We start from the raw sequence: 23,568 nt of genomic DNA on the forward strand, positions 1-23,568 counted from the left end.
AGGATTTAACACCATTTGGAAGCGAGGGAGGCGGTCAGTTTTTGGCCGCCTCTTTCAATTTATAGAGCAGGTCGAGCGCTTCACGTGGAGAGAGCTCGTCGGGGATAATCTCGGCCAGCGTTTCTTCGAGCTTGGAGCTTTGTTTGGGTTGGGGCGCAGGTGCCGGTGCCACGGCAAACAGGGGCAGGTCGTCGATCAGGGTTTTCTGCGTCGCGCCGCCTTCGCGTTCGCCCTTTTCCAACGCTTCAAGCACGACGCGTGCGCGCGCGATGACGGAAGGCGGCAGGCCGGCCAATTGCGCGACCTGCACACCGTAGGACCGATCGGCGGCGCCTTTGCGGACCTCGTGCAGGAAGATCACCTCTCCGTCCCATTCCTTGACCGCGACGGTGGCGTTATCGACCCCGCCCAGCTTGTTCGAAAGCGCGGTCATTTCATGGTAGTGTGTGGCGAACAATGCGCGAGAGCGGTTGATATCGTGCAGATGTTCCAGCGTGGCCCAGGCGATGGACAAGCCGTCATAGGTCGCCGTGCCGCGCCCGATTTCATCCAGGATCACAAGCGCACGGTCATCCGCCTGATTGAGGATTGCGGCGGTTTCGACCATTTCGACCATAAACGTGGAACGGCCCCGTGCCAGATCGTCAGAGGCGCCGACCCGGCTGAAAATCTGGCTGATCAGGCCGATGTGCGCGCTGGCGGCAGGCACGTAGCTGCCCATTTGCGCCATCAGGGCGATGATCGCATTCTGCCGCAGGAAGGTCGATTTACCCGCCATGTTAGGGCCGGTCAGCAGCCAGATATTCGCGTTGTCGCCATCGGCCGACAGGGTGCAATCATTGGCGATAAAGGGGCTGCCGGATTGCTGGGCCAAGGCGCGTTCCACGACCGGATGGCGGCCCCCCTGAATGTCGAAGGCACGTGAATTATCGACGCGGGGTTTCACCCAGTTCTCGGACTGCGCCAGATCGGCCAGACCGGTGGCCAGATCAATCTCGGCCAATCCAGCCGAGGCGACACCGATCGGGCCGGAGTGATCCAGAATCGCGCGTTTCAACGTTTCATAGAGCCGCTTTTCAATCTCCAGCGCGTGGTTGCCCGCGTTGAGGATCTTTGTCTCCATCTCGGACAGGTCCACGGTTGTGAAACGGACCTGATTGGCGGTGGTCTGACGGTGGATAAAGGTATCGGACAGCGGCGCCGACAGCATTTTCTCGGCGTGGGTCGCTGTGACTTCGGCGAAATACCCAAGCACGTTGTTGTGTTTGATCTTCAACGTCGAGATACCGGTGAGCGTGATGAAATCCTGCTGCATCTGGGCAATGACGCTGCGGCCTTCGTCCCGCAGGGTGCGCACCTCGTCCAGCTCGGCGTCATACCCCGGCGCGATAAAGCCGCCGTCGCGGGCCAGCAGGGATGGTTCGGCGATCAGCGCATCGTCGAGCAGATCAATCAGGCTGTCATGGCCGGTAAGCCCTTTGGCAGCCTGGGCCAGCAGATCGGGCAGGGCGGCGGTTTGCATCTTGTCGGCCAGATGGCTGGCTTCGGTCAGGCCGTTGCGGATGGCGGCAAGGTCACGGGGGCCGCCACGGTCCAGCGACAGGCGCGACAGGGCGCGGTCCAGATCAGGGACGTTGCGCAGATGCTGGCGGATGTCATTGCGGATCGACGGTGTGTCATAGGCAAAGCTGATCGCGTCCAGACGGGATTGAATCGTCTCTAACACCCGGGAAGGTGATGAAATGCGCCGTTCCAGCAGCCGGGCGCCACCGGCGGTCACCGTCTTGTCCATAACGGACAACAGCGTGCCGGCGCGACCACCGGTCAGCGCATGTGTCAGTTCAAGATTGCGACGTGTGGCAGCGTCGATCTGCACGCTGCGGGCCTCGGCCTCTTTCTGCGGCGGGCGCAGGAGGGGGAGTTTGCCCTTCTGTGTAATCTCGAGATAGTCGATGATCGCGCCCATGGCCGAGAAATCGGCGCGTTCAAAGCTGCCGAAGGCGTCGAGCGACCCGATGCCGAACAGATCGCAGACCCGTTTTTCAGCGCTGCTGCTGTCAAAGGCAGAGCGTGCGATAGGGGTCAGCGCGATGTCGAAATCAGAGACTAATTCACGTAAATCAGCCTCTTTCGCTTCTGACACGATCAGCTCTGACGGGGACAGACGGGCCAGTTCGGGGCCAAGGCGCGACAGGGTCAGGGGCATCACGTGAAACGCACCGGTCGAAATATCGACCCAGGCCAGCGCATGACCATCGCGGACCTCTGCAAATGCGGCCAGATAGTTGTGGCGCCGCGCTTCGAGCAGGGATTCCTCGGTCAATGTGCCGGGAGTTACAAGCCGCACGACATCGCGTTTGACCACGGATTTATAGCCGCGTTTCTTCGCCTCCGCCGGGCTTTCCATCTGTTCGCAGACCGCCACGCGGAAGCCTTTGCGGATCAGCGTCAGCAAATACCCTTCGGCGGCATGCACCGGAACGCCGCACATGGGGATGTCTTCGCCCCCGTGTTTGCCCCGTTTGGTCAGCGCGATATCCAGTGCTTCAGCCGCGGCGACGGCATCGTCAAAGAACATCTCGTAAAAATCGCCCATGCGGTAGAACAGCAGCGCTTCGGCGTACTGGGATTTAAGCTCTAGATATTGCGCCATCATTGGCGTGATTTTTTCTTCGGTCACCCTGCGCCCCCGGTTCGAGTTAACGTTGTGTACAAAACCGTGCCTCCGGACGAAAGGGCGGACCGGCGTTGCACGCGCGGCGTCGCCGCGACGTCGTGCAAACGGTGAGCGCCATCATGATTGTGTGAGGGGCCGATCGGCGATATCAAGCGGGAAACCATGAGGAAAGCCGTTCTAGTGACCAAAAACCGCATCACGTCCGAAGAGGCGCTCGCCTTTCACCTTGAACCCACGCCGGGCAAGTTCGAAATCACCGCAACCGTCCCGATGACGACCCAGCGGGATCTGAGCCTCGCCTATTCCCCCGGTGTTGCCGTTCCCTGTGAAGCGATCGCCGAAAATCCCGAGCTGGCATATGACTATACCAACAAGGGCAATATGGTTGCGGTGATTTCTAACGGCACTGCTGTTTTGGGCTTGGGCAACCTTGGTGCGCTGGCGTCGAAACCGGTGATGGAGGGCAAGTCGGTGCTGTTCAAACGGTTCGCCGACGTGAATTCGATCGACGTCGAGCTGGACACCGAAGACCCCGAGGCATTCATCAACGCGGTCAAGCTGATGGGGCCGACGTTCGGCGGGATCAACCTTGAGGATATCAAGGCGCCGGAATGTTTCATCATCGAACAGCGTCTGAAAGAAGAGATGGATATTCCCGTCTTTCACGACGACCAGCACGGCACCGCGGTGATCTGTGCTGCCGGTTTGCTGAACGCCTTGCGCATTTCGGGCAAGAAGATCGAAGATGTGCAGATTGTGTTGAACGGTGCGGGGGCGGCGGGGATCGCCTGTCTTGAACTGCTCAAGGCGATGGGGGCCAAGCACAACAACTGTATCATGTGCGATACAAAAGGTGTGATCTATCAGGGCCGTACCGAGGGCATGAACCAGTGGAAGTCGGCCCATGCCGCGCAGACCGAGCTGCGCACGCTGGAAGAGGCGATGAAGAACGCGGATGTGTTCCTGGGTGTGTCGGTCAAAGGGGCGGTGACGCCCGCGATGGTCGCCAGCATGGCGGATAATCCGGTGATCTTCGCGATGGCGAACCCCGATCCTGAAATCACGCCGGAGGAAGCGCACGAGGTACGCCCCGATGCGATTGTCGCCACGGGCCGCAGCGATTACCCCAATCAGGTAAACAACGTTTTGGGCTTTCCTTACCTGTTCCGCGGGGCGCTGGATATCCACGCCCGCGCCATCAACGACGAGATGAAAATCGCCTGCGCCCACGCTTTGGCCGATCTGGCACGCGAGGATGTGCCGGACGAAGTGGCGCTGGCCTATGGCAAGAACCTGAGCTTTGGTCGGGATTATATCATCCCGACGCCGTTCGATCCGCGTCTGATCCATCGTATTCCGCCTGCTGTTGCACGTGCAGGTATGGACACCGGTGCCGCGCGGCGCCCGATCATCGATATGGACGCCTACGAGCTGAGCCTGAAGTCGCGGATGGACCCGACGGCGAATATCCTGCGCGGGATCAACGCCCGTGCGCGGGCCAATCAGGCGCGGATGATCTTTGCCGAAGGGGATGACCCCAAGGTTCTGCGGGCTGCGGTGATGTATCAACGCTCCGGTCTGGGCAAGGCGCTGGTGGTCGGACGCGCTGACGACGTAAAGGCCAAGCTGACGGCGGCGGGGATGGAGGATGCCTACCGCGAGCTTGAGGTCGTGAATGCGGCCAATACCCAGCACCTGGAGACGTATAAGTCCTTCCTTTACAATCGCTTGCAGCGCAAAGGGTCGGACAGCAAGGATATCCACCGTCTGGCCGCCCGTGACCGCCACGTTTTTGCCGCGCTGATGTTGGCGCATGGGCATGGCGATGGTCTGGTGACCGGTGCAACCCGCAAATCCGCCCATGTTCTTGAACGGCTGAACCACGTATTCGATGCCAATGCGAAACACGGCGCCGTCGGGATCACTGCGCTGCTGCACAAGGGGCGGATTGTGTTCATCGGCGATACGCTGGTGCATGAATGGCCGAACGAAGAAGACCTTGCGAATATTGCTGAAAAAGGGGCCAAGGTCGCCCGCCACATGGGGCTTGAGCCGCGTGTTGCCTTCGTCAGCTTCTCGACCTTTGGCTATCCGGTTTCCGAGCGAGCAGAAAAGATGCAACGTGCCCCCGATGTGCTGGACGCACGCGGGGTCGATTTCGAATACGAAGGCGAAATGACCGTTGATGTGGCGCTGAATGCGGAAAGCCAGAAGAACTATCCGTTCTCGCGGCTGACAGGGCCTGCGAATATCCTCGTCGTGCCAGCGCGGCATTCGGCCAGTATCTCGGTCAAATTGATGCAGGAAATGGCGGGCGCCACGGTAATCGGCCCGATCCTGACGGGGTTGGATAAGTCGATCCAGATCTGTTCGACCACATCCACCGCGAATGACATCCTGAACATGGCTATTCTGGCGGCCTGCAAGGTTGGCGAATGATCTGGAACCTCGGCTCTATCAACGCGGATAATTTCTACTATCTGCGGCATCTGCCGGCGCCGGGGGAAACGATTGCCGCGCATGATTTCCGGCAAGGTTTGGGCGGGAAGGGGGCCAATATGTCGGTCGCCGCCGCCCGCGCCGGAACGCGCGTTATGCATATCGGCGCCGTGGGGCCGGACGGTAAATGGACCGTGGATCGCTTGCTGGAATACGGCGTCGAAACGCAGCATATCAGCATGATCGACACGGCCACCGGTCACGCGAATATCTGCGTGGCCGAGGATGGCGAAAACTCTATCGTGTTGTTTTCAGGGGCCAATCACCAGATCACCACCCAGATGATCGGGGCCGCCCTGGCAGAGGCATCGCCCGGTGATTTTCTGCTGATACAGAACGAAACCCTGGGCCAACGCTTTGCCGCGCAGACCGCGCATACTTTGGGCCTGCGCGTCGCTTATGCCGCCGCGCCCTTTGATGCTGAAATCGTGGCGCAGGTTCTGCCCGACATCGATCTGCTGGTGTTGAACGAGGTCGAGGCAGAGGCGCTTGAAAAAACCACAGGAGCCCGCATCGACGCGCTGCCGATCGACGATATTATCGTGACCTTGGGCGCTGAGGGGTGCAAATGGGTCTCTAACAAGGCGAAAACGGTGCAAAGCTTTCCGGCCTATCCGGTCAAAGCCATTGATACCACGGGGGCGGGGGACACGTTTACCGGCTATCTGATCGCTGCCTTGGACCGCAAACTGTCGATGCCGGATGCGATTGCGCTGGCGATGCAAGCTGGCGCCTTGATGGTCATGCGGCAAGGGACAGCGGATGTGATCCCGGACCTCAAAGACATCCAGGATCACGGTTTTGACGAAGATTAACGCTCGCGATTAACGCGGGGTTAACGTTATTTCGCAAAAGGCGCAGCGCTGCCCCAAAGTTGTTTCACGCGCTGGTCGCGCCCACAGCCGTTGCGATAGCGCTTGTAGGCGACGGATTTCTTCACGCCCAAGCCGACGCTGGTAAAGGCCAGACGTTCATCGCTTTTGTAGTAATCCTGATGGTAGGCATCGGCGGGGTAGAACGCGGCTTTGCCCAAGATCGGGGTTACGACGTTCTTGCCCAAAGCGGCCTGCGCATCGGCCTTGGCCTTTTCTGCAGCGGCCTTCTGCCCGTTACCGTCGGCAAAAATCGCGGTGCGGTAGCTATCGCCGCGGTCGCAGAATTGCCCGCCCGCGTCCGTTGGATCAACCGACCGGAAGAACATCGACAGCAACTGGTCCGCAGACACAACTGCTGGATCATACTGGATCTGCGCCGCTTCATAGTGCCCGGTGCCGCCGGCGACGACCTGTTTATAGGTAGGGTTTTTGACGCTTCCGCCCGCAAAACCCGATACGACCTCTTTCACGCCTTTCACGCTTTCAAAATCCGCTTCAACGCACCAAAAGCAGCCGCCCGCGACCAAAAGCGTCTCTGTTCCGGCGGCTTTTGCGGTTGTCGCCTGTGCTGCAAGGCCCAGACCAATGGCAGCGCTTAACGCGATCATGCGCATATTTGTGGCAAATCCCATGGAATACTCTCCTTTGTTTTGCCTGACGGTGACCGCAATGCCTGCGCGACGCAACTCAGGTGCCCGTGATGTCACGGCCAAGTGATGTCGGTTTCACCCTTGGCCCCGCGGCGCGAAGTTCTTAGCGTCAGCCCCAAAGAAGGAGCAATTTGATGCAAACCCACGTCACCACGCACCAAGCCGAAGAAGATGCCCGCAATGAAGACATTTTGATCTATTTAAACGGTCAGATTGTCCCCAAGGCACAGGCCGTGGTCAGCGTCTATGACAGCGGTTTCATGCTTGGCGACGGCATCTGGGAAGGGCTGCGGCTGTATGATGGTACGTGGGCTTTTCTGGAAGATCATTTTGACCGCCTGTTCGAGGCGTCCAAAGCCATTGACCTTGACATCGGGATGACGCGCGACGCCCTGATTTCAGCCTTGTTAGAGACGCAAAAAGCCAATGGTATGACCACTGATGCCCACGCGCGTCTGATGATCACACGGGGGCCGAAAACGCGGCCCTTCCAGCACCCGTCGCTGTCGCAATCGGGCCCCACCATCACGATCATTATGGAACACTCGCGCCCGAATATGCCGCGCCCGATCCGGCTGGCCACAGTACCGCATCTGCGCGGGCTGCCGATGACGCAGGACCCAAAGCTAAATAGTCATTCCAAATTGAACTGTATTCTTGCGTGTATTGCCGCGGAAAAAGCGGGTGCCGACGAAGGGCTGATGCTCGATATTAACGGTTTCGTGAATACAACAAACGCCTGTAACTTTTTCATCGTCCGCAAAGGGGAGGTTTGGACCAGCACCGGCGATTACTGCATGAATGGAATCACCCGTCAGAAGGTGATCGACTTGTGTCGCGCCAATGATATCCCGTGTTTCGAAAGGAATTATTCATTGGTCGACACCTATGGTGCTGAAGAGGCCTTCTTGACCGGCACATTCGGTGCGCAAACGCCTGTCGCGACGATCGACGGCCGCCAGATTGGCACGGGCGACATGGGGCCGGTGACCGAAAAGCTGCGCGGTTTGTACAAAGACCTGATCGCAAAGGAATGTTCCTGATGCGTATCGCAATGTGGTCCGGCCCGCGCAATTTGAGCACGGCGATGATGTATAGTTTCGGAAACCGCGCCGATTTCACCGCGATGGATGAACCGTTCTATGCGCCGTATCTTAAAGCCACCGGCGCCGATCATCCGATGAAAGATGAAATTGTCGCGGGCCATGAATGCGACCCCTTGAACGTCGCGGCGCACTGCGCAGAGCCGGGCACGCCGCATCGCTACATGAAACACATGCCCCATCATATGATTGACGGGTTTCCGATGGATTGGGCAGAGGGCTGCGTGCATGTCCACCTGATACGCCACCCCGCCCGCGTGATTGCCAGCTATACCGCGAAACGGGAAGCGCCGAATTTTAATGATATCGGCTATGGCCAACAGACCGCGCTGTACGATCAAATCGGTGGGCTGGTCATCGATTCCGCTGATATTCGCGCGGACCCCGAAGGCATGTTGCGTAAACTCTGTGATGCCATCAACCTGCCCTTCGATCCGGCAATGCTATCCTGGGCGGCGGGCCCACGTGCCGAAGATGGCATCTGGGCATCACATTGGTATGGTGCCGTGCACAAAAGCACCGGTTTCGCAGGGGCGGAGGGGCCGTTGCCCAGGCTTGAACCTGCCGCAGAAGCGCTGTGTGCCAAAGCCCTTCCACATTATCAAAAGCTTTATGATCAACGGCTTAGGTGATTTCGGGTAAAAATATCCGATTTATCGAAACTAAATCATCTCATGTTGCGTGAATTATCAGGAAGAACCACGCAACATGGAGATTTAACATGAAGATGTTTACAGCAACCGCTCTGGCTCTCACGCTTGCCACGGGTACAGCCTTCGCCGCCGCACACAGCAACGCGATGGTCGAAGCGATGGATCAAGATGTATCCAACGGTGTGGTCAGCGCTGATAAGGTGATGGCAACTGAAAACGGCTGGATGGTCGTTCACCGCACAGATGCCGAGATGAAACCCGGCCCCGTTGTCGGCTACGCGCCTCTGCGTGCCGGTGAAAACGTCGACGTTGCCGCCATTCTGCAAGAAGAAGTGAAATCCGGCGATATGTTGATGCTCATGGTCCACTCCGAAGAGGGCGGCATGAAAACCGGCGGCTTTGAATACACATTGGGCGCCAAAGAAGACGGCCCGATCAAGCCAGACGGTAAATTGGTGATGACGGTTATTACTGCAGAGTAAACCGTTCTAACCCAAAAGAAGGCCCGGACAGAATATCCCCCTGTCCGGGCCTTTTCTGTTTACCCTTTGAGGCGCTTATCGCGTGCGGCCAAGAGCTTGAGACGCAACGCGTTCAGCTGAATAAAGCCCGCCGCGTCTTTTTGATCATAGGCACCAGCGTCATCTTCAAATGTCACGTGAGCTTCGGAATACAGCGAATGATCCGACCAGCGGCCGACGGTACGCACGTGGCCTTTGTACAATTTCAGTCGAACTGTACCGGTTACATGGGTTTGCGAAGCATCAATCGCCGCTTGCAGCATGGTGCGCTCGGGGCTGTACCAGAAACCGTTATAGATCAGCTCCGCATAGCGCGGCATCAGCTCGTCTTTCAGGTGCATCGCCCCACGGTCGAGGGTGATCGATTCGATCCCGCGGTGTGCTTCAAGCAGCAAGGTGCCGCCCGGCGTTTCGTAAATACCGCGGGATTTCATCCCGACAAAACGACCCTCGACAAGGTCAAGGCGCCCGCAGCCATGTTTGCCGCCAAGTTCGTTCAATTTAGCCAGAAGTGTCGCGGGCGACATGGCCTCGCCGTTGATGCTTACCGCATCGCCACGTTCAAACCCGATCTCTACATACTCGGGCGTATCTGGTGCTTGCTCTGGCGAGACGGTGCGCTGGTACACATAGTCGGGCGCGTCCACGGCCGGATCCTCTAGCACTTTGCCTTCCGAAGAGGTGTGCAGCAGGTTCGCGTCCACGCTAAACGGCGCTTCACCACGTTTGTCCTTCGCCACAGGGATCTGATGTTTTTCGGCAAATTCGATCAATTTAGTCCGGCTGGACAGGTCCCATTCCCGCCACGGCGCGATCACCTTGATGTCGGGGTTCAACGCATAGGCCGCCAATTCGAAGCGAACCTGATCGTTGCCCTTGCCTGTCGCGCCGTGCGCAACGGCGTCGGCACCGGTTTCGGCGGCGATTTCAACAAGGCGCTTGGAAATCAGAGGGCGCGCGATGGAGGTGCCCAACAGGTATAGGCCTTCATAGACCGCATTGGCGCGGAACATGGGGAAGACGAAATCGCGCACGAATTCTTCACGCACGTCTTCCACGTAAATCTCGGATGCGCCCATCATTTCAGCTTTGGCGCGGGCGGGCTCAAGCTCTTCGCCTTGGCCGAGGTCAGCGGTAAAGGTAACCACCTCGCAGCCATATTCGGTTTGCAGCCATTTCAGGATGATCGAGGTATCAAGCCCACCAGAATAGGCGAGCACAACTTTTTTGGGCGCGGACATGATGTTTCCTTTTCGGTTTGCACCGCGAAGTACCTGTTTTTCAAGGCGTGAGCAAGATTGAAGGCTGCGTTGACCGCGTCACCTGGGAATCGTATCGACAAGTATTCAACGGGAAGGTCGATGAGATGACAGATATGTTTAAATCTGCAGCACGCAGCGCAGCGCAACAGATGCGAGAGGTGTTTCCCGCCACCCCCTTGATGCGCAACGAACATCTGTCAGAAAAATATGACGCTGACATATGGTTGAAACGCGAAGACCTAAGCCCCGTTAGATCATATAAGTTGCGCGGAGCGTTCAACGCGATGCGCAAAGTGATCCCCGAGAAGTCTGTTTTCGTTTGTGCAAGTGCGGGCAACCACGCCCAAGGTGTTGCATTTATGTGCAGTCATTTCGGTGTGAAAGGTGTGATTTTCATGCCCGTCACGACGCCTCAACAGAAAATTCAGAAAACCAAGATGTTCGGTGGGCTTCAGGTCGAGGTTCGCTTGATCGGCGATTACTTTGACAAAACGCTCGCCGCGGCGCAGCAGTATTGCGTGGAAGAGGGCGCGCATTTTCTGTCTCCTTTCGATGATGAAGATGTCATTGAGGGGCAAGCCTCCGTTGCGGTTGAAATAGAGGAGCAGTTAGGGCGCGTGCCCGACCATATTCTGCTTCCCGTTGGTGGCGGCGGTCTTTCGTCCGGCGTTTACAGCTATTTTCAAAATGCGTGCCGGTATAGCTTTGTTGAACCTGAAGGGGCCCCTAGTTTGGCCAAAGCTTTGGCCGCGGGTGCACCGGTGGATGTGTCTCCTATCAATAGTTTCGTCGATGGGGCCGCGGTCGCAAAAATTGGCCAACGTAACTTTTCACGGTTGGAGCGTGTCGCAGAGAGTGATGTGATCCATCTGGCCGAGGACCGCATCTGCGTCACGATCATCGAAATGCTGAATGTTGAAGGCATCGTATTAGAACCTGCTGGTGCCCTTTCTATTGAGGCGCTGGGCGAAGTAGCTGACCAGATCAAGGGCAAGACCATTGTATGCGTAGCATCCGGCGGAAACTTCGATTTTGAGCGTCTGCCAGAGGTGAAAGAGCGGGCGCAGCGGTACTCCGGCGTCAAAAAATATTTTATTCTGAGGATGCCGCAGCGCCCTGGTGCGCTGAAAGAATTCTTGAGCATTCTCGGCCCGGACGATGACATCTGTCGGTTTGAATACCTGAAGAAGTCTGCGCGAAACTTCGGCTCTGTCCTGATCGGAATTGAAACACGCAGCCCTGACAGTTTTGGGCCGTTCTTGGCGCAACTTAAAGACGCAGGATTTACCTATACGGACATCACGAATGACGAAACCTTGGCTCAATTTGTTCTATAGGCGCACTGCAGGTCTCCGTGTTCGATAGGAAATGTTCTTTCGATTTTTCATAGCTGGTAAGGATCTCCTTCCAAATAGATGTGATTTGATGGCTGCCGGCAAAATTGCCTTCGGCCTGCGCGCATTGTTCTGATAATTCGACAAACCCCACGCTTAATGCGCTGCCCTTCACAAAGTGAAGTATATCGCGAAACTGATCGGTCGTTACGCCCATCGTTAGCTGAGCATTGGCTTCTTCCACCTCCTTAAAAAACACGCACATAATTGTGCTGAAGTCGTCGCGCCCAACAGCGGTTTGCAAGGTCGCGACCTGTTCCCAGTCAATCACTGATTCGCCCTCTTTCTCCGGCCAATGTGGGGCAAAATTCTTAACAAAGCGTGCAGGGCGATCATCACTTAAAAACTTTTGGGCTTCACCGAATCTTAATCTGTCGTTGGCTAGGCTCGGGGTGAAGTTGTCGAAAGCTTGTGTATGTTGCAGAACAAGATTGAAAAAATTGCCCGACCAAAGACGCCGCAGCGGTTTCGCGCGATCAAAACAGCTATGGTTGTCGACGATAGCGCGCTGCAACGGCGAATCTTGATGGCGACACTGTCGCGATGGGGATTCGACGTACAGGGAGCGGCCTCTGCTGAAGAGGCATTGGCGGTCTGCGAACAAAATCTACCGGATCTGATCATCAGCGATTGGATTATGCCGGGTATGTCGGGGCTGCAATTTTGCGAGGCGTTTCGCAAACTTTCGAAGGGCAGCTACGGGTACTTCATTTTACTGACGGCAAAATCTGATAAATCCGAGGTGGTTAAAGGGTTGGACAGCGGTGCGGACGATTTTGTCAGCAAGCCAGTCAACGTTGACGAGCTACGCGCGCGAATTATGGCCGGCGAACGCATTTTGACGATGCAGCGTGAATTATCGTCGAAAAACTGTGTCATTACTGAAGCTCTGGACGCGTTGCAAAACGTACATGACGCATTGGATCGGGACCTAGACGAGGCGCGAAAGTTTCAGAAATCCCTTTTGCAGGAACCGTTTTGCGCCTTCGATGCGGGTGCCGTGTCTTTGATGCTCAGGTCTAGCGGGCATGTAGGGGGCGATCTGGTGGGATATTTCACAGCGGGAAATAGCATCGGGATCTACGGGCTAGATGTGTCCGGTCACGGGGTGAGCTCGGCTCTGATGGCCGCCCGATTGGCCGGTATATTTTCCGCCGTTGCACCTGAGCAAAACCTGGCATTGGCACGCCAATCTGACGGGACGTATAAAATGCGCCCGCCCGACCAAGTAATCGCCGAGCTGAACAGCCTAGTGCTCTCTGACATGGAATCGGAGCAGTATTTCACACTTTTCTTGGCGGAAATTGAACTTGATACCGGCAGGATCAGGGCAACCCAGGCCGGCCACCCGCACCCTTTCATTCAGAGACGCAACAGCAGGTTGGAAAACTTTGGGAGAGGCGGGCTCCCCGTAGGGCTGATTGCCGATGCGCAATATGAAACAGTCGCGAGCCAGCTTTACCCTGGCGACCGCCTGATCGTGCTTTCCGACGGGGTGACGGAATGTCCTGACCCGATTGGGCAAATGCTGGACGATAATGGTTTAAATCAGGTTCTACATGATCTGCACCCCATCAGGGGGCCGCTTTTCTTTGACGCGCTCACGTCGCGCCTAGAAGATCATGCGGGGACGGCTGACTTTCCTGATGATGTTTCCGGCATCTGCTTCGAATTTCAGGACCTTGCCGCCAGAAACCGTTCAAGAAAGTGCCGATCCCCATCGTTGCCTAGCACCGAAACGGCCTCTTCCCCCGACAGAACAACTGTTGCGTGGTCAGGCTCTATCGGGGGGGCAATATGACGGACGGGATGGGCGACATAGACATGGCAAATTTTCTCGGCCCAGATGTCATACTCCGGCATATAGGCGTATCGCCGGAATGCCCCCAACCGCCGAGGGCGCGCAATGGTCCAGCCAATCTCTTCCATCACCTCGCGGTGGAGCGTTTGGAGAGGCGATTCACCGGGGTCAATGCCACCGCCTGGCAACTGAATATCAACATGTGGCCTAAGCTGGGCGGTCATCAAAAAGCGGCCCTTGAGGGGCAAAATCGCATAGGCTCCGGGACGCGACGTGTATGTTTTTCCCGGAATGGGCGGTTCCCCAACGCGTCGCATCATATGACTCCCCCTTTTCGCACGGCTTGTTGCCCTTATATAGACGCGGTATGCCAACCGTCTGCCGGTAAGGAAAGTCAAATGACCCAAGGAAACAAAATCGCGTGGGACGACACCGTTCTACCCTTTCAACTCGATGCCTCTGATATTCGGGGGCGCGTCGCGCGTCTGGATGGCGTGCTGGAAGGGATTTTGCGTCAGCATGACTATCCCGAAAAGGTAGAAGCGTTGGTCGCCGAAATGGCCTTGCTCACGGCGCTGATCGGGCAAACCATTAAGCTGCGCTGGAAATTGCAGCTGCAGGTCCAATCCAAAGGTCCCGTGCGCATGATTGCGACAGACTACTACGGGCCTACGGATGATGGTGAACCCGCTCGCATCCGCGCCTACGCCAGCTATGATGCCGACCGGATCACCGATGGGCCGGCCTTTGATCAGGTGGGCGAGGGGTATTTCGCCATTATGATCGATCAGGGCAACGGGATGACCCCCTATCAGGGGATTACGCCGCTTACCGGTAAATCGCTGTCCGAATGTGCAGAGGCGTATTTCGCGCAGTCCGAACAGCTGCCCACACGGTTTGAGCTGAGCTTTGGCAAATCCACCTCCCCGGGGGAGGATGAACATTGGCGCGCGGGCGGTGTTATGCTGCAACATATGCCAAAAGCCTCGCCCTTTGCCGCGCAAGGGGAAGGCAGCGGCGAGGTGCTGCAAGCCACTGATCTGGTCGACGGTGAAGAGGGGGATAACTGGCGCCGCGTCAACGTCTTGCTGGATACGGTAGACGAGCTTGAACTGATTGGGCCGAGCTTGCCGCCGACAGATCTTTTGAAACGTCTGTTTCACGAGGAGATGCCGCGCGTATTCGACGCGCAGGCGGTCCGCTTTGGCTGCACTTGCTCCGAAGATCGTGTGCGGCAAAGCCTGTCGATCTATTCGGCGGGGGATATCGAAACGATGACGACAGACGACGGCCGCGTCACGGCCGACTGCCAGTTCTGTGGCGCGCATTATGATCTGGACCCGAAAACAGTCGGGTTCGAGGCAGAAGACAACAGTGGCAGCTGATCAGCTCGCCCATTTTCGGAAGGCGCTGGCGCAAACTGGTGTCACGTCTTCCGATTTTGACCTTAACAAAGGGTCTACGCCACCGGCGAATCGGACATTGCGGCCAGCTGGCGTTTTGGCCCCGATCGTTGAACGGGGCGGGCGGTTGGAACTTATCCTGACCAAACGGTCGTCCGCGCTAAAGCACCATCCGGGGCAAATCGCCTTCCCTGGGGGCAAGCAGGATGGCGGTGATGCGGATGTTGTTGCCGCAGCTCTACGCGAGGCGCGGGAAGAAATCGGCCTGCCCTCGGATCTGGTCGACGTCTTGGGTACGCTGCCCGCACATGAGACAGTTACCAACTTTCTGGTGACGCCCGTCATTGCCTTCGTGAAAAAAGACTTCGAAATTATCCCCGAGCCCGGCGAGGTTGAGGAAGTCTTTACCGTTCCGCTTGATCATGTGCTCAACGCTGAAAATTACGTGGTCCAGTCGCGCCGGTGGCAGGGGCAGCGACGGTATTATTACACGGTTCCTTATGGTCCCTATTACATTTGGGGGGCAACCGCGCGTATGTTGCGGGCATGGACAGAACGTATGATGTGACCCTTCCTGCCAGTACGCGCTGGCTTTCCGACCCCGATGCCCAAGCCGTATGCGATGCGGTGACGGACGGCGGGCATGCGATCTATTTTGTCGGGGGCTGTGTGCGGAACGCGCTTTTGGGCGTGGCGGATAGCGATGTCGACATGTCGACCAATGCATTGCCCGAGCGTGTCATGGCTCTTGCCGCGCGCGCTGGGCTGAAAGCCGTACCGACGGGCGTGGAACATGGAACTGTCACTGTGGTCAGCGGTGGTAAGGGGTTCGAGGTGACGACCTTCCGCCGGGATGTGGAAACGGACGGGCGACGCGCGGTTGTCGCTTTTTCGGACAGTATCCTCGACGATGCGTTGCGCCGTGATTTTACGATGAACGCGCTTTACGCGGATGCGCAGGGGCGGGTGATCGACCCGCTTGAAGGTCTTGTTGATTTGCGCGCGCGGCGGGTGAGGTTTATCGAGGATGCCGCCCAACGTATCCGCGAAGATTACCTGCGCATCTTGCGCTATTTCCGGTTTTGCGCGTGGTATGCGGACCCGGTCGAGGGCTTCGATCCGGAGGCTTTGGCCGCGATTGCAGCGCATACCGACGGGTTGGAAAGCCTGTCGGCGGAGCGGATCGGAGCAGAGCTTACGAAGCTGTTAACCGCGCCGGACCCTGCGCCAGCGGTCGCGGCGATGCGCCAAACCGGCGTTTTGGGGACCATTCTGCCGGGGAGCGATGACCGCTGGCTCGGGATGGTCGTGCATTTCGAACAGCTGTTGCAGATGTCTGTGGACTGGCGCACGCGGCTGGCCGCGCTTGGCGGTGAGGATATCGACCAGCGCCTGAGGTTGAGCAAGGCAGACGCGAAACACCTGCATCGGCTGAAAGAGGCGGCATATGGCGCAGAGACAGTGGCCGCGATTGCCCATATCGACGGCGGCGATATGGCGCGCGCGGTTGTTGTGCTGCGCGCCTGCCTGTCTGAAACGCCACCCGATGCGGCTGTGCTTGATCGTATCGCGCAGGCAGAAGCTGCCGTATTTCCCGTGCAAGCCGCTGATTTGATGCCGGAATACACCGGCCCTGCTTTGGGCAGGCGGCTGGCCGCGCTTAGGGCGCTCTGGATCGCTTCGGGGTTTGCGGCGACGCGGGACAGTTTGTTGGACACGCCAGAAAGCTGACGCAACCTGTGGTCTTTTCGGCGCGGCTCTTTCTATAGTGGCGGCGAACACGCGCCCTACAGGTGAATTATGTTTCGATTTTTCGAAAATCTTGTCGATCCCTATGCGGACTACGCCGAGCAAGACACGCCGCCCACGCGGCTGTGGCCCTTTTTCCGCAACTACAGCGCGCCGTTCAAAACGGTGTTCTGGGTCACGGGTGTGCTTTCCGTTGTGGTCGCGGCGGTTGAGATCGGGCTGATCTACTATATGGGCCGTCTTGTCGATCTGATGGACGGCAGCCCGGCCGAGGTATGGCGCAACTATGGGGCGGAGTTTATCGTCGTCGCGCTGCTTATCCTGATCGCGCGTCCCGCTGTGCAGGCGGTTCATGTGTTACTGCTGAACAACGCTGTGTTGCCAAATTACGGCACACTTTTCCGGTGGCGCGGACACCGTCAGGTGCTGCGGCAATCGGTCGGCTGGTTCGAGGATGACTTTGCCGGGCGCATCGCCAACCGCATCATGCAAACGCCCCCCGCTGCGGGAGAGGTCGTGTTTCAGGTTTTTGACGCGATTTCCTATGCGCTGGCCTATCTCATCGGCGCAGCGATTTTGTTAACCACGTCGGACTGGCAGCTGCTGATCCCCTTGGTCGCGTGGTTCGCGCTTTATGCTGTGCTGACCCAATGGACGATCAAGCGTGTGGCGGTTGCGTCGCAGGCGGCGTCGGATGCGCGGTCAGAGGTGACAGGCCGCGTGGTCGACAGTTACAGCAACATTCATTCGGTCAAGATGTTTGCCCACCATGACCGCGAGATTGAATATGCCAAGGGCGCTATCGAGAATGCGCGCGTCACTTTTCAAAAGGAAATGCGGATATTCACCATCATGGATATCTGTCTGGTCAGCTTGAACGGTTTGTTAATCGTCGGTGTCGTAGGCTGGGCGTTCTATCTGTGGTCAACCGGCAACGCGACGGTGGGCGTGGTGACGGCTGCGACGGCGCTGACGCTGCGGTTGAACTCCATGACCGCCTGGATCATGTGGGCGCTTTCGACGTTCTTCCAGCAGCTTGGCGTCGTGGCCGAGGGGCTTGAAACGATTGCGCAGCCAATCACCTTGGTTGACGACAGCGATGCCAAGCCGCTGGCCCTGACCGACGGGCGGGTGGAGATGCGCGGGCTGACCCATCATTATGGCCGTGGTTCGGGCGGGTTGGATCAGGTGGATATCACCGTGCAGCCGGGGGAAAAGATCGGCCTGATCGGGCGGTCGGGCGCGGGCAAATCGACCTTGGTCAAGCTGCTGCTGCGGTTTTACGACCCCGAAGGCGGACGCATTCTGATTGACGGGCAGGATATCACCACCGTCCGGCAGGACAGCTTGCGGCAGGCGATCGGGATGGTGCAGCAGGACAATGCCTTGCTGCATCGGTCGATCCGCGAAAATATCCTTTACGGTCGTCCCACCGCGACGGAGGCAGAGGTGATTGCCGCAGCGAAACAGGCCCAAGCACATGATTTTATTCAGGAGTTGAACGATCAGGGCGGGCGGTCCGGCTATGACGCGCAGGTTGGCGAGCGGGGCGTGAAACTGTCGGGAGGGCAGCGGCAACGCATCGCGCTGGCGCGGGTCATCCTCAAGAACGCGCCGATCCTTTTGCTGGACGAAGCGACGAGCGCGCTTGACAGCGAGGTAGAAGCCGCGATCCAGCAGACCCTGTACGGCATGATGGAGGGCAAGACCGTCATCGCCATCGCGCATCGCCTATCCACCATCGCTGAAATGGACCGTATTCTGGTCATGGACGGGGGCCGTATCGTCGAAGAGGGCACGCATGAGGTGCTTTTGGGACAAGGCGGGCTATATGCAGATTTCTGGAACCGGCAATCCGGCGGGTTCCTTCGCACAGAAGAGCCGACATCGTAATGCCTTTGACATGGATCGACCCGTTTTCCCCCGCCACGACAGAGCCGCCGCGCCGTCTGGCGGCCTTTTTTCGTTGGGCGTTGAAGGGCAGCGGCCCTGCACTTGGGGTTGCCGGGGTGCTGTCGATTTTCGCCGGCGTGATAGAGGTGATGGCCGCCTTGGTTCTTGGGTGGGTCGTGGATGCGGCGCTTGCCGCCGAGGCGGGGGCCGTATTCTCGGATCATACGGGGCTGCTCTTGGCGGGACTGGCGTTCTTTTTGCTGCTGCGTCCGGCGCTGTTCGGCGTCAGTTCGTATATGCAGTCGATCGTGGTCGCGCCGAATGTGTTCAACCTCGTGCTGTCGCGCTTGCATCGCTACACGCTGGGGCAGGCGGTCACGTTTTTCGACAATGATTTCGCGGGCCGGATCTCGCAGAAGGAAATGCAGACCAGCCGCGCGCTGACCGATGTCGTGACCGAGGTGCTGCATACGGTGCTCTTCGCCGCCGCGTCCTTTGTCGGCGCGGTGATGCTGCTTGGCACGGTAGACTGGCGCATCGCTGCGGGGCTGGTGCTTTGGATGGTCGGCTATGTCTTCCTGATCCGCCACTTCATGCCGCGGGTCCGCAAACATTCCAAAGCGCGGGCAGGGGCGCGCGCGATGGTGACGGGACAGGTGGTCGATACGATCACCAACATCAAGACCGTCAAGCTCTTCGCCCATGCCGATCACGAGGACCGCGCCGCCTTGGGGGCGATGCGCAAGTTTCTGGACACGAGCCTCGATTTCGGGCGGGTGAGCGTCTCTTTCCGGTTCTGGCTGATGACGATTGCGGGATTTTTGCCGGTGCTGCTGGTGGGGGGTGCGCTTTGGTATTGGTCGCTAGGTCTGGTGACGGCGGGCGATATTGCGGCGACGGGGGCGGTGTCGCTTCGGCTGGCGCAGATGACGGGCTGGGTCAGTTTCACGCTGATGGCGCTTTATGCGAATGTGGGCGAGGTCGAAGACGGGATGCGCACGCTGGCCGCGCCGCAGCAGCTGCGCGATGCAGACAACGCGGCAGAGCTGGAGGTGCGCGAAGGGGCGATCCGCTTTGACGGGCTGCGCTTTACCTATGGCCGCGATACGGGCGGTATCGAAGAGCTCAGCCTATCGATCAAACCGGGAGAAAAGCTGGGCATCGTCGGCGCGTCCGGTGCGGGTAAATCGACGTTGGTTTCGCTTTTGCTGCGGCTCTATACGGCGGAACAGGGTCACATTTCGATTGATGGGCAGGATGTCTCGGGTGTGACCAAGCAAAGCTTGCGGCGTCAGATCGGGATGGTCACTCAGGAGACGGCGATGTTCAACCGGTCGGCGTTCGACAACATCCGCTATGGCAAGCCCGACGCGACAGAGGCAGAGGTCATCGCCGCCGCACGCAAGGCCGAGGCGCATGAGTTCATCGAGAAGATGCAGGACCACACGGGCCGCAGCGGCTATGACGCGCATCTGGGGGAACGGGGGGTGAAGCTTTCGGGCGGGCAACGTCAGCGCATTGCGCTGGCCCGCGCGATCCTCAAGGACGCGCCGATCCTGATATTGGACGAAGCGACAAGCGCGCTGGATAGCGAGGTCGAAGCCGCGATCCAAAGCGCGCTGACCCGCGTGATGGAGGGCAAGACCGTGATGGCCATCGCCCACCGTCTGTCGACCCTGACCGAGATGGACCGCATTGCCGTGATGGACGCGGGCCGGATCGTAGAGATCGGCACCCATGAGGCGCTGCTTGCCAAAGACGGGCTTTATGCCCGCTACTGGCGGCGGCAGTCGGGCGGGTTTTTGGATATGAAGGCCGCAGAATAAGGCTTTTGCTGCGCCCGGCTTCGCGGTAAGCCCTGCGCATGACAGAATATACAATCCAGCGACTTGGCCACCTGGGCGACGGCATTGCGCCCGGCCCTTTATTTGCCCCGATGACCCTGCCGGGCGAGGTGGTGACAGGCACGCCTGACGGTCAGACCCTGACCGACATCCGTATCGTCACCCCGTCGGAGAACCGGGTGTCGGCGCCGTGTCGCCACTTCAAGGCCTGTGGCGGCTGCCAGTTGCAGCATGCGTCGGATGATTACGTCGCGGATTTCAAGCTGGGCGTGGTCAAGGCGTCGCTGGATGCCCACGGGATAGAGACTGTATTCAAGCCGCTGCAAACCTCGCCTGCGCAATCGCGCCGTCGGGCCACCTTTGCGGCGAAACGCACCAAAAAGGGCGCGATGGCCGGCTTCCACGGGCGCGGTTCTGATGTGGTGATCGAAATTCCCGGGTGTCAGTTGCTGGACCCTGCGGTGATGGGCGCGCTGCCGATTGCCGAAAAGCTTGCCGTGATCGGCACCAGCCGCAAGGCCGCACTGGCTGTGACGGTGACCGCGTCGCGCGGGGGGATCGATATCTCCGTCCAGAACGGGAAAGAGCTGGACGGCCCCTTGCGGCAAGAACTGGCGCATCTGTGCGACAGTCTGGGGCTGGCGCGGCTGACCTGGGACGGCGAGGTGATCGCGATGCGGACGCCGCCCGTGCAGCGTTTCGGTGCGGCCAAGGTGACACCTCCGCCCGGTGCCTTCCTGCAAGCCACCCCGCACGGAGAGGCGGCGCTGGTCACCGCCGTGCGCGAGGCTGTCGGTGAGGCGCGCCATGTGATTGACCTGTTTGCCGGCTGCGGCACGTTCAGCCTGCCCCTGGCCGATCAGGCAGAGGTACACGCCGTCGAAGGTGACGCCGCCATGACCGCCGCGCTGGATCACGGGTGGCGCATGTCGACGGGGCTTAAACCCGTCACGACAGAGGCGCGTGACCTGTTCCGCCGACCCTTGCTGCCGGACGAGCTGGCCAAGACCGACGCGGTGGTCATCGACCCGCCGCGCGCGGGGGCCGAGGCCCAGATCGCAGAGATCGTCAAAGCGATGCCGCCGGTGCTGGCCTATGTGTCGTGTAACCCCGTCACCTTCGCGCGGGACGCCGCCGTGCTGATTGCCGCCGGTTATACGTTGAATTGGGTGCAAGTCGTTGATCAATTCCGCTGGTCCTCCCATGTGGAGCTGGCAGCGCAGTTCACTGCGCCGGAAGTACAACGCAAACGTAAGTAACGCAGATCTATGGTGGGCACGGTAAACATGCGGGAACGTCTGGGAAGATGGGTCGAAGGGCGGGCCGTCAGCAATTTCATCATCGGTGTGATCGTGTTCAACGCCGCCTTGTTGGGGATGGAGACAGCCCCCGCCCTGATGGAGAAATACGGCACGCTGATCCTGTTTCTTGATCGCGTCTGCCTGTTCATTTTCATCGCCGAGATCACGCTCAAGATCATTGCGCGAGGGGTCGGGTTCTTCCGCAACGGGTGGAACGTCTTTGACTTTACGGTCGTTGCCATCGCGCTGGTGCCTGCGGTGCAGGGGCTGTCTGTCTTGCGGGCGCTGCGTATCCTGCGGGTTTTGCGTGTGCTGTCCGTCGCCCCGCGTCTGCGCCGCGTTGTCGAAGGGTTTATCACCGCGTTGCCCGGTATGGGGTCGGTGTTCCTGCTGATGACGATCATCTTTTACATCGGGTCCGTCATTGCGACCAAATTGTTCAGCGACCAGTTCCCCGAATGGTTCGGGTCATTGCCCGCCAGCGCCTATAGCCTGTTCCAGATCATGACGCTGGAAAGCTGGTCGATGGGGATCGTCCGCCCGGTGATGGAGGTCTATCCCTATGCGTGGGTCTTCTTCGTGCCGTTTATTCTGGTCACGACCTTTGCTGTGGTGAACTTGCTGGTGGGTCTGATCGTGAACTCGATGCAGGACGCGCATAACGAGGAAGAGACCGTGCGCACCGATGCCTACCGGCTTGAGGTGATGGAAAAGCTGGAAGCGATCGAAAAGAAGCTGGCAGAGCATAGCCGACAGTAACGGCTTTTTGACCGCATCTATATTTGCTACATGATAGGGCATCCACATAAGGCCGAAAAGGTCGCGGGAACGAGGCATAGTGAACATGAAACGCAGAAACCTGATTCTGGGTGGCACCGCGCTGGTCGCGCTTGGGGCCTGCAGCAGCAGTAAATTCAAACGGTACAACGGGCCGCAGGTCACCTATGTGATCGTCAACAAGGGCGACCGCCGGATGTATCTGATGCACCACGACAAGGTGCTGGAATCATACGATATCAAACTGGGGTTCGCGCCTGTGGGCCACAAGGTGTACGAAGGTGACGGGCGCACGCCCGAAGGGATCTATATGATCGACCGGCGCAATCCGAACAGCCGCTTCCACCTGTCGATCGGCATCAACTACCCCAATGAAATGGACCGCGCCCGCGCGGAAGCTTTGGGCAAAAGCCCCGGTGGCGATATCTTTATCCACGGTCAAAAGACCGCCAAGGACAAGAATCGCACCGATTGGACGTGGGGGTGTATCTCTGTCTCGAACGACGAGATGGAGGAGATCTATGCGATGGTCGGGGATAACACCCCCATCGCACTGAACCCCTGATATCTAGTTAAAAGCGGGGGTGACCTTGGCGGTCACTTCCCCATCACCATGGTCCACCAGATCTTGCCGTTGTTTTCCTGATGCCAGGAAAAGCCCATGTTCAAAGCGTCCTTCGACATGATGATGCGGCGGGTGTCCGGTTTCTCCATCCACGCGGCAAGTGTTTCGAGCTCGGTCTCGTAGGTTTCCGAGATGACTTCGCCGACCAGCGCGCCGGTATATCCTACGCGTTGGATACGATCGACAGGGGACGACCCGTCAGACCCGAAGTGCCAGGGGCGGTTCTGCACCGCCATATCCCGCGAATGGGTCGCGGCGGCGGCGTTCAGTTGTGCGTCCAGTTGAACGGGTGCCAGACCGGAGGCACCGCGCAGCGCGTTCACGGAATCAAGCATGCGGAATTGCAGCTTGCCGGTATCGTTGCGCCCGATCTTATAGACGGTAGGGCCGGGGCGACCGTCGGACGCAAGCGGGGTTGGTGCAGGGGTACAGGCCGCCAGCGCCACGGTCAGGGAAATAAGGATTGAAAACAGACGGATCATGGCGCAGCTCCACGCAGTTGGGTTTGTCGTGCCATACAGCTTGATGCGTTGCAGATCAA

The 23,568-nt window shown here is 58.7% G+C and carries 20 protein-coding genes and 1 pseudogene; 15 read left to right on the plus strand and 6 right to left on the minus strand.

From position 1 onward, the window contains the following. Window positions 1-34: 34 nt before the first annotated feature. Entirely contained in the window at window positions 35-2,656 is a 2,622-nt protein-coding gene (mutS, locus tag AB1495_RS06120) for a DNA mismatch repair protein MutS (RefSeq protein WP_074636767.1), read from the minus strand. A 201-nt stretch (window positions 2,657-2,857) separates the two neighbouring features. Between mutS and AB1495_RS06125 the strand changes: the two genes are divergently transcribed. Next, window positions 2,858-5,116, plus strand: coding sequence for an NADP-dependent malic enzyme (locus AB1495_RS06125; RefSeq protein WP_005850791.1), 2,259 nt, complete (start codon window positions 2,858-2,860; stop codon window positions 5,114-5,116). Beyond that, on the plus strand, window positions 5,113-5,991 hold the full coding sequence (locus AB1495_RS06130) for a ribokinase (protein ID WP_074636673.1): 879 nt from the start codon (window positions 5,113-5,115) through the stop codon (window positions 5,989-5,991). The genes AB1495_RS06125 and AB1495_RS06130 overlap by 4 nt, the downstream gene beginning before the upstream one ends. A gap of 26 nt (window positions 5,992-6,017) precedes the next feature. Here AB1495_RS06130 and msrA read toward each other — a convergent pair whose 3' ends face one another. Next, on the minus strand, window positions 6,018-6,683 hold the full coding sequence (msrA, locus tag AB1495_RS06135; RefSeq protein ID WP_074636675.1) for a peptide-methionine (S)-S-oxide reductase MsrA: 666 nt from the start codon (window positions 6,681-6,683) through the stop codon (window positions 6,018-6,020). A gap of 152 nt (window positions 6,684-6,835) precedes the next feature. Between msrA and AB1495_RS06140 the strand changes: the two genes are divergently transcribed. The 3 genes from AB1495_RS06140 (at window position 6,836) to AB1495_RS06150 (ending at window position 8,939) form a co-directional block, all read left to right on the plus strand. Further along, the gene (locus AB1495_RS06140; RefSeq protein ID WP_074636677.1) at window positions 6,836-7,744 is read left to right on the plus strand and encodes a D-amino acid aminotransferase; all 909 of its coding nucleotides are present in this window, start codon (window positions 6,836-6,838) and stop codon (window positions 7,742-7,744) included. After that, the gene (locus AB1495_RS06145) at window positions 7,744-8,436 is read left to right on the plus strand and encodes a sulfotransferase family protein (RefSeq protein ID WP_074636679.1); all 693 of its coding nucleotides are present in this window, start codon (window positions 7,744-7,746) and stop codon (window positions 8,434-8,436) included. The genes AB1495_RS06140 and AB1495_RS06145 overlap by 1 nt, the downstream gene beginning before the upstream one ends. A gap of 89 nt (window positions 8,437-8,525) precedes the next feature. Then, complete coding sequence (locus AB1495_RS06150) at window positions 8,526-8,939, plus strand: hypothetical protein (protein ID WP_005850801.1); 414 nt, start codon at window positions 8,526-8,528, stop codon at window positions 8,937-8,939. A gap of 59 nt (window positions 8,940-8,998) precedes the next feature. Here AB1495_RS06150 and AB1495_RS06155 read toward each other — a convergent pair whose 3' ends face one another. Beyond that, complete coding sequence (locus AB1495_RS06155; RefSeq protein ID WP_005850804.1) at window positions 8,999-10,219, minus strand: argininosuccinate synthase; 1,221 nt, start codon at window positions 10,217-10,219, stop codon at window positions 8,999-9,001. A 125-nt stretch (window positions 10,220-10,344) separates the two neighbouring features. Here AB1495_RS06155 and ilvA point away from each other — a divergent pair, with 125 nt between their 5' ends. Next, window positions 10,345-11,577, plus strand: coding sequence for a threonine ammonia-lyase IlvA (gene ilvA / locus AB1495_RS06160; RefSeq protein WP_074636769.1), 1,233 nt, complete (start codon window positions 10,345-10,347; stop codon window positions 11,575-11,577). Here ilvA and AB1495_RS06165 read toward each other — a convergent pair. Then, window positions 11,540-12,148 carry an Hpt domain-containing protein gene (locus AB1495_RS06165; RefSeq protein WP_244268966.1) on the minus strand — a complete coding sequence of 203 codons (609 nt, stop codon included), beginning with the start codon at window positions 12,146-12,148 and terminating at the stop codon, window positions 11,540-11,542. The two genes, ilvA and AB1495_RS06165, sit on opposite strands and share 38 nt — an antisense overlap. A 12-nt stretch (window positions 12,149-12,160) precedes the next feature. Between AB1495_RS06165 and AB1495_RS06170 the strand changes: the two are divergent. Continuing rightward, window positions 12,161-13,297: pseudogene (locus AB1495_RS06170) on the plus strand (SpoIIE family protein phosphatase); the annotation flags it as partial. Window positions 13,298-13,308: 11 nt separating this feature from the next. Here the strand turns inward: AB1495_RS06170 and AB1495_RS06175 are convergent. Further along, a complete protein-coding gene (locus AB1495_RS06175; RefSeq protein WP_074636683.1) occupies window positions 13,309-13,755 on the minus strand; it encodes an NUDIX hydrolase in 447 nt (148 codons plus the stop codon). Between the two features lie 78 nt (window positions 13,756-13,833). On the opposite strand from AB1495_RS06175, the gene AB1495_RS06180 reads away from it, so the two are divergent. The 8 genes from AB1495_RS06180 (at window position 13,834) to AB1495_RS06215 (ending at window position 22,967) form a co-directional block, all read left to right on the plus strand. Then, entirely contained in the window at window positions 13,834-14,820 is a 987-nt protein-coding gene (locus AB1495_RS06180) for an Hsp33 family molecular chaperone HslO (RefSeq protein ID WP_037965734.1), read from the plus strand. Further along, on the plus strand, window positions 14,765-15,406 hold the full coding sequence (locus AB1495_RS06185; RefSeq protein ID WP_244268968.1) for a CoA pyrophosphatase: 642 nt from the start codon (window positions 14,765-14,767) through the stop codon (window positions 15,404-15,406). Before AB1495_RS06180 ends, AB1495_RS06185 begins: the two co-directional genes overlap by 56 nt. Then, a complete protein-coding gene (locus tag AB1495_RS06190; RefSeq protein ID WP_074636685.1) occupies window positions 15,385-16,569 on the plus strand; it encodes a CCA tRNA nucleotidyltransferase in 1,185 nt (394 codons plus the stop codon). Before AB1495_RS06185 ends, AB1495_RS06190 begins: the two co-directional genes overlap by 22 nt. A 69-nt stretch (window positions 16,570-16,638) precedes the next feature. Continuing rightward, the gene (locus tag AB1495_RS06195) at window positions 16,639-18,480 is read left to right on the plus strand and encodes an ABC transporter ATP-binding protein (protein WP_074636686.1); all 1,842 of its coding nucleotides are present in this window, start codon (window positions 16,639-16,641) and stop codon (window positions 18,478-18,480) included. After that, window positions 18,480-20,306, plus strand: coding sequence for an ABC transporter ATP-binding protein (locus AB1495_RS06200; protein WP_074636688.1), 1,827 nt, complete (start codon window positions 18,480-18,482; stop codon window positions 20,304-20,306). The genes AB1495_RS06195 and AB1495_RS06200 overlap by 1 nt, the downstream gene beginning before the upstream one ends. Before the next feature lie 38 nt (window positions 20,307-20,344). Beyond that, complete coding sequence (locus AB1495_RS06205) at window positions 20,345-21,583, plus strand: class I SAM-dependent RNA methyltransferase (protein WP_074636689.1); 1,239 nt, start codon at window positions 20,345-20,347, stop codon at window positions 21,581-21,583. A gap of 9 nt (window positions 21,584-21,592) precedes the next feature. Further along, a complete protein-coding gene (locus AB1495_RS06210) occupies window positions 21,593-22,384 on the plus strand; it encodes an ion transporter (protein ID WP_005850824.1) in 792 nt (263 codons plus the stop codon). 85 nt (window positions 22,385-22,469) lie between these two features. Continuing rightward, window positions 22,470-22,967 carry a murein L,D-transpeptidase family protein gene (locus AB1495_RS06215; protein ID WP_005850826.1) on the plus strand — a complete coding sequence of 166 codons (498 nt, stop codon included), beginning with the start codon at window positions 22,470-22,472 and terminating at the stop codon, window positions 22,965-22,967. 32 nt (window positions 22,968-22,999) lie between these two features. Here the strand turns inward: AB1495_RS06215 and AB1495_RS06220 are convergent, their stop codons facing one another. After that, complete coding sequence (locus AB1495_RS06220; protein ID WP_005850828.1) at window positions 23,000-23,509, minus strand: CAP domain-containing protein; 510 nt, start codon at window positions 23,507-23,509, stop codon at window positions 23,000-23,002. Window positions 23,510-23,568: the final 59 nt, after the last annotated feature.

The organism is Sulfitobacter pontiacus, assembly GCF_040790665.1.
Lineage (GTDB): Bacteria > Pseudomonadota > Alphaproteobacteria > Rhodobacterales > Rhodobacteraceae > Sulfitobacter > Sulfitobacter pontiacus.

Coding starts and splice junctions, on each gene's coding strand:
- mutS (WP_074636767.1), bottom strand. CDS start 2,656: ATGATGGCGCAATATCTAGAGCTTAAATCCCAGTACGCCGAAGCGCTG.
- AB1495_RS06130 (WP_074636673.1), top strand. CDS start 5,113: ATGATCTGGAACCTCGGCTCTATCAACGCGGATAATTTCTACTATCTG.
- msrA (WP_074636675.1), bottom strand. CDS start 6,683: ATGGGATTTGCCACAAATATGCGCATGATCGCGTTAAGCGCTGCCATT.
- AB1495_RS06140 (WP_074636677.1), top strand. CDS start 6,836: ATGCAAACCCACGTCACCACGCACCAAGCCGAAGAAGATGCCCGCAAT.
- AB1495_RS06145 (WP_074636679.1), top strand. CDS start 7,744: ATGCGTATCGCAATGTGGTCCGGCCCGCGCAATTTGAGCACGGCGATG.
- AB1495_RS06150 (WP_005850801.1), top strand. CDS start 8,526: ATGAAGATGTTTACAGCAACCGCTCTGGCTCTCACGCTTGCCACGGGT.
- AB1495_RS06155 (WP_005850804.1), bottom strand. CDS start 10,219: ATGTCCGCGCCCAAAAAAGTTGTGCTCGCCTATTCTGGTGGGCTTGAT.
- ilvA (WP_074636769.1), top strand. CDS start 10,345: ATGACAGATATGTTTAAATCTGCAGCACGCAGCGCAGCGCAACAGATG.
- AB1495_RS06175 (WP_074636683.1), bottom strand. CDS start 13,755: ATGATGCGACGCGTTGGGGAACCGCCCATTCCGGGAAAAACATACACG.
- AB1495_RS06180 (WP_037965734.1), top strand. CDS start 13,834: ATGACCCAAGGAAACAAAATCGCGTGGGACGACACCGTTCTACCCTTT.
- AB1495_RS06185 (WP_244268968.1), top strand. CDS start 14,765: ATGATCTGGACCCGAAAACAGTCGGGTTCGAGGCAGAAGACAACAGTG.
- AB1495_RS06190 (WP_074636685.1), top strand. CDS start 15,385: ATGGACAGAACGTATGATGTGACCCTTCCTGCCAGTACGCGCTGGCTT.
- AB1495_RS06195 (WP_074636686.1), top strand. CDS start 16,639: ATGTTTCGATTTTTCGAAAATCTTGTCGATCCCTATGCGGACTACGCC.
- AB1495_RS06200 (WP_074636688.1), top strand. CDS start 18,480: ATGCCTTTGACATGGATCGACCCGTTTTCCCCCGCCACGACAGAGCCG.
- AB1495_RS06205 (WP_074636689.1), top strand. CDS start 20,345: ATGACAGAATATACAATCCAGCGACTTGGCCACCTGGGCGACGGCATT.
- AB1495_RS06210 (WP_005850824.1), top strand. CDS start 21,593: ATGGTGGGCACGGTAAACATGCGGGAACGTCTGGGAAGATGGGTCGAA.
- AB1495_RS06215 (WP_005850826.1), top strand. CDS start 22,470: ATGAAACGCAGAAACCTGATTCTGGGTGGCACCGCGCTGGTCGCGCTT.
- AB1495_RS06220 (WP_005850828.1), bottom strand. CDS start 23,509: ATGATCCGTCTGTTTTCAATCCTTATTTCCCTGACCGTGGCGCTGGCG.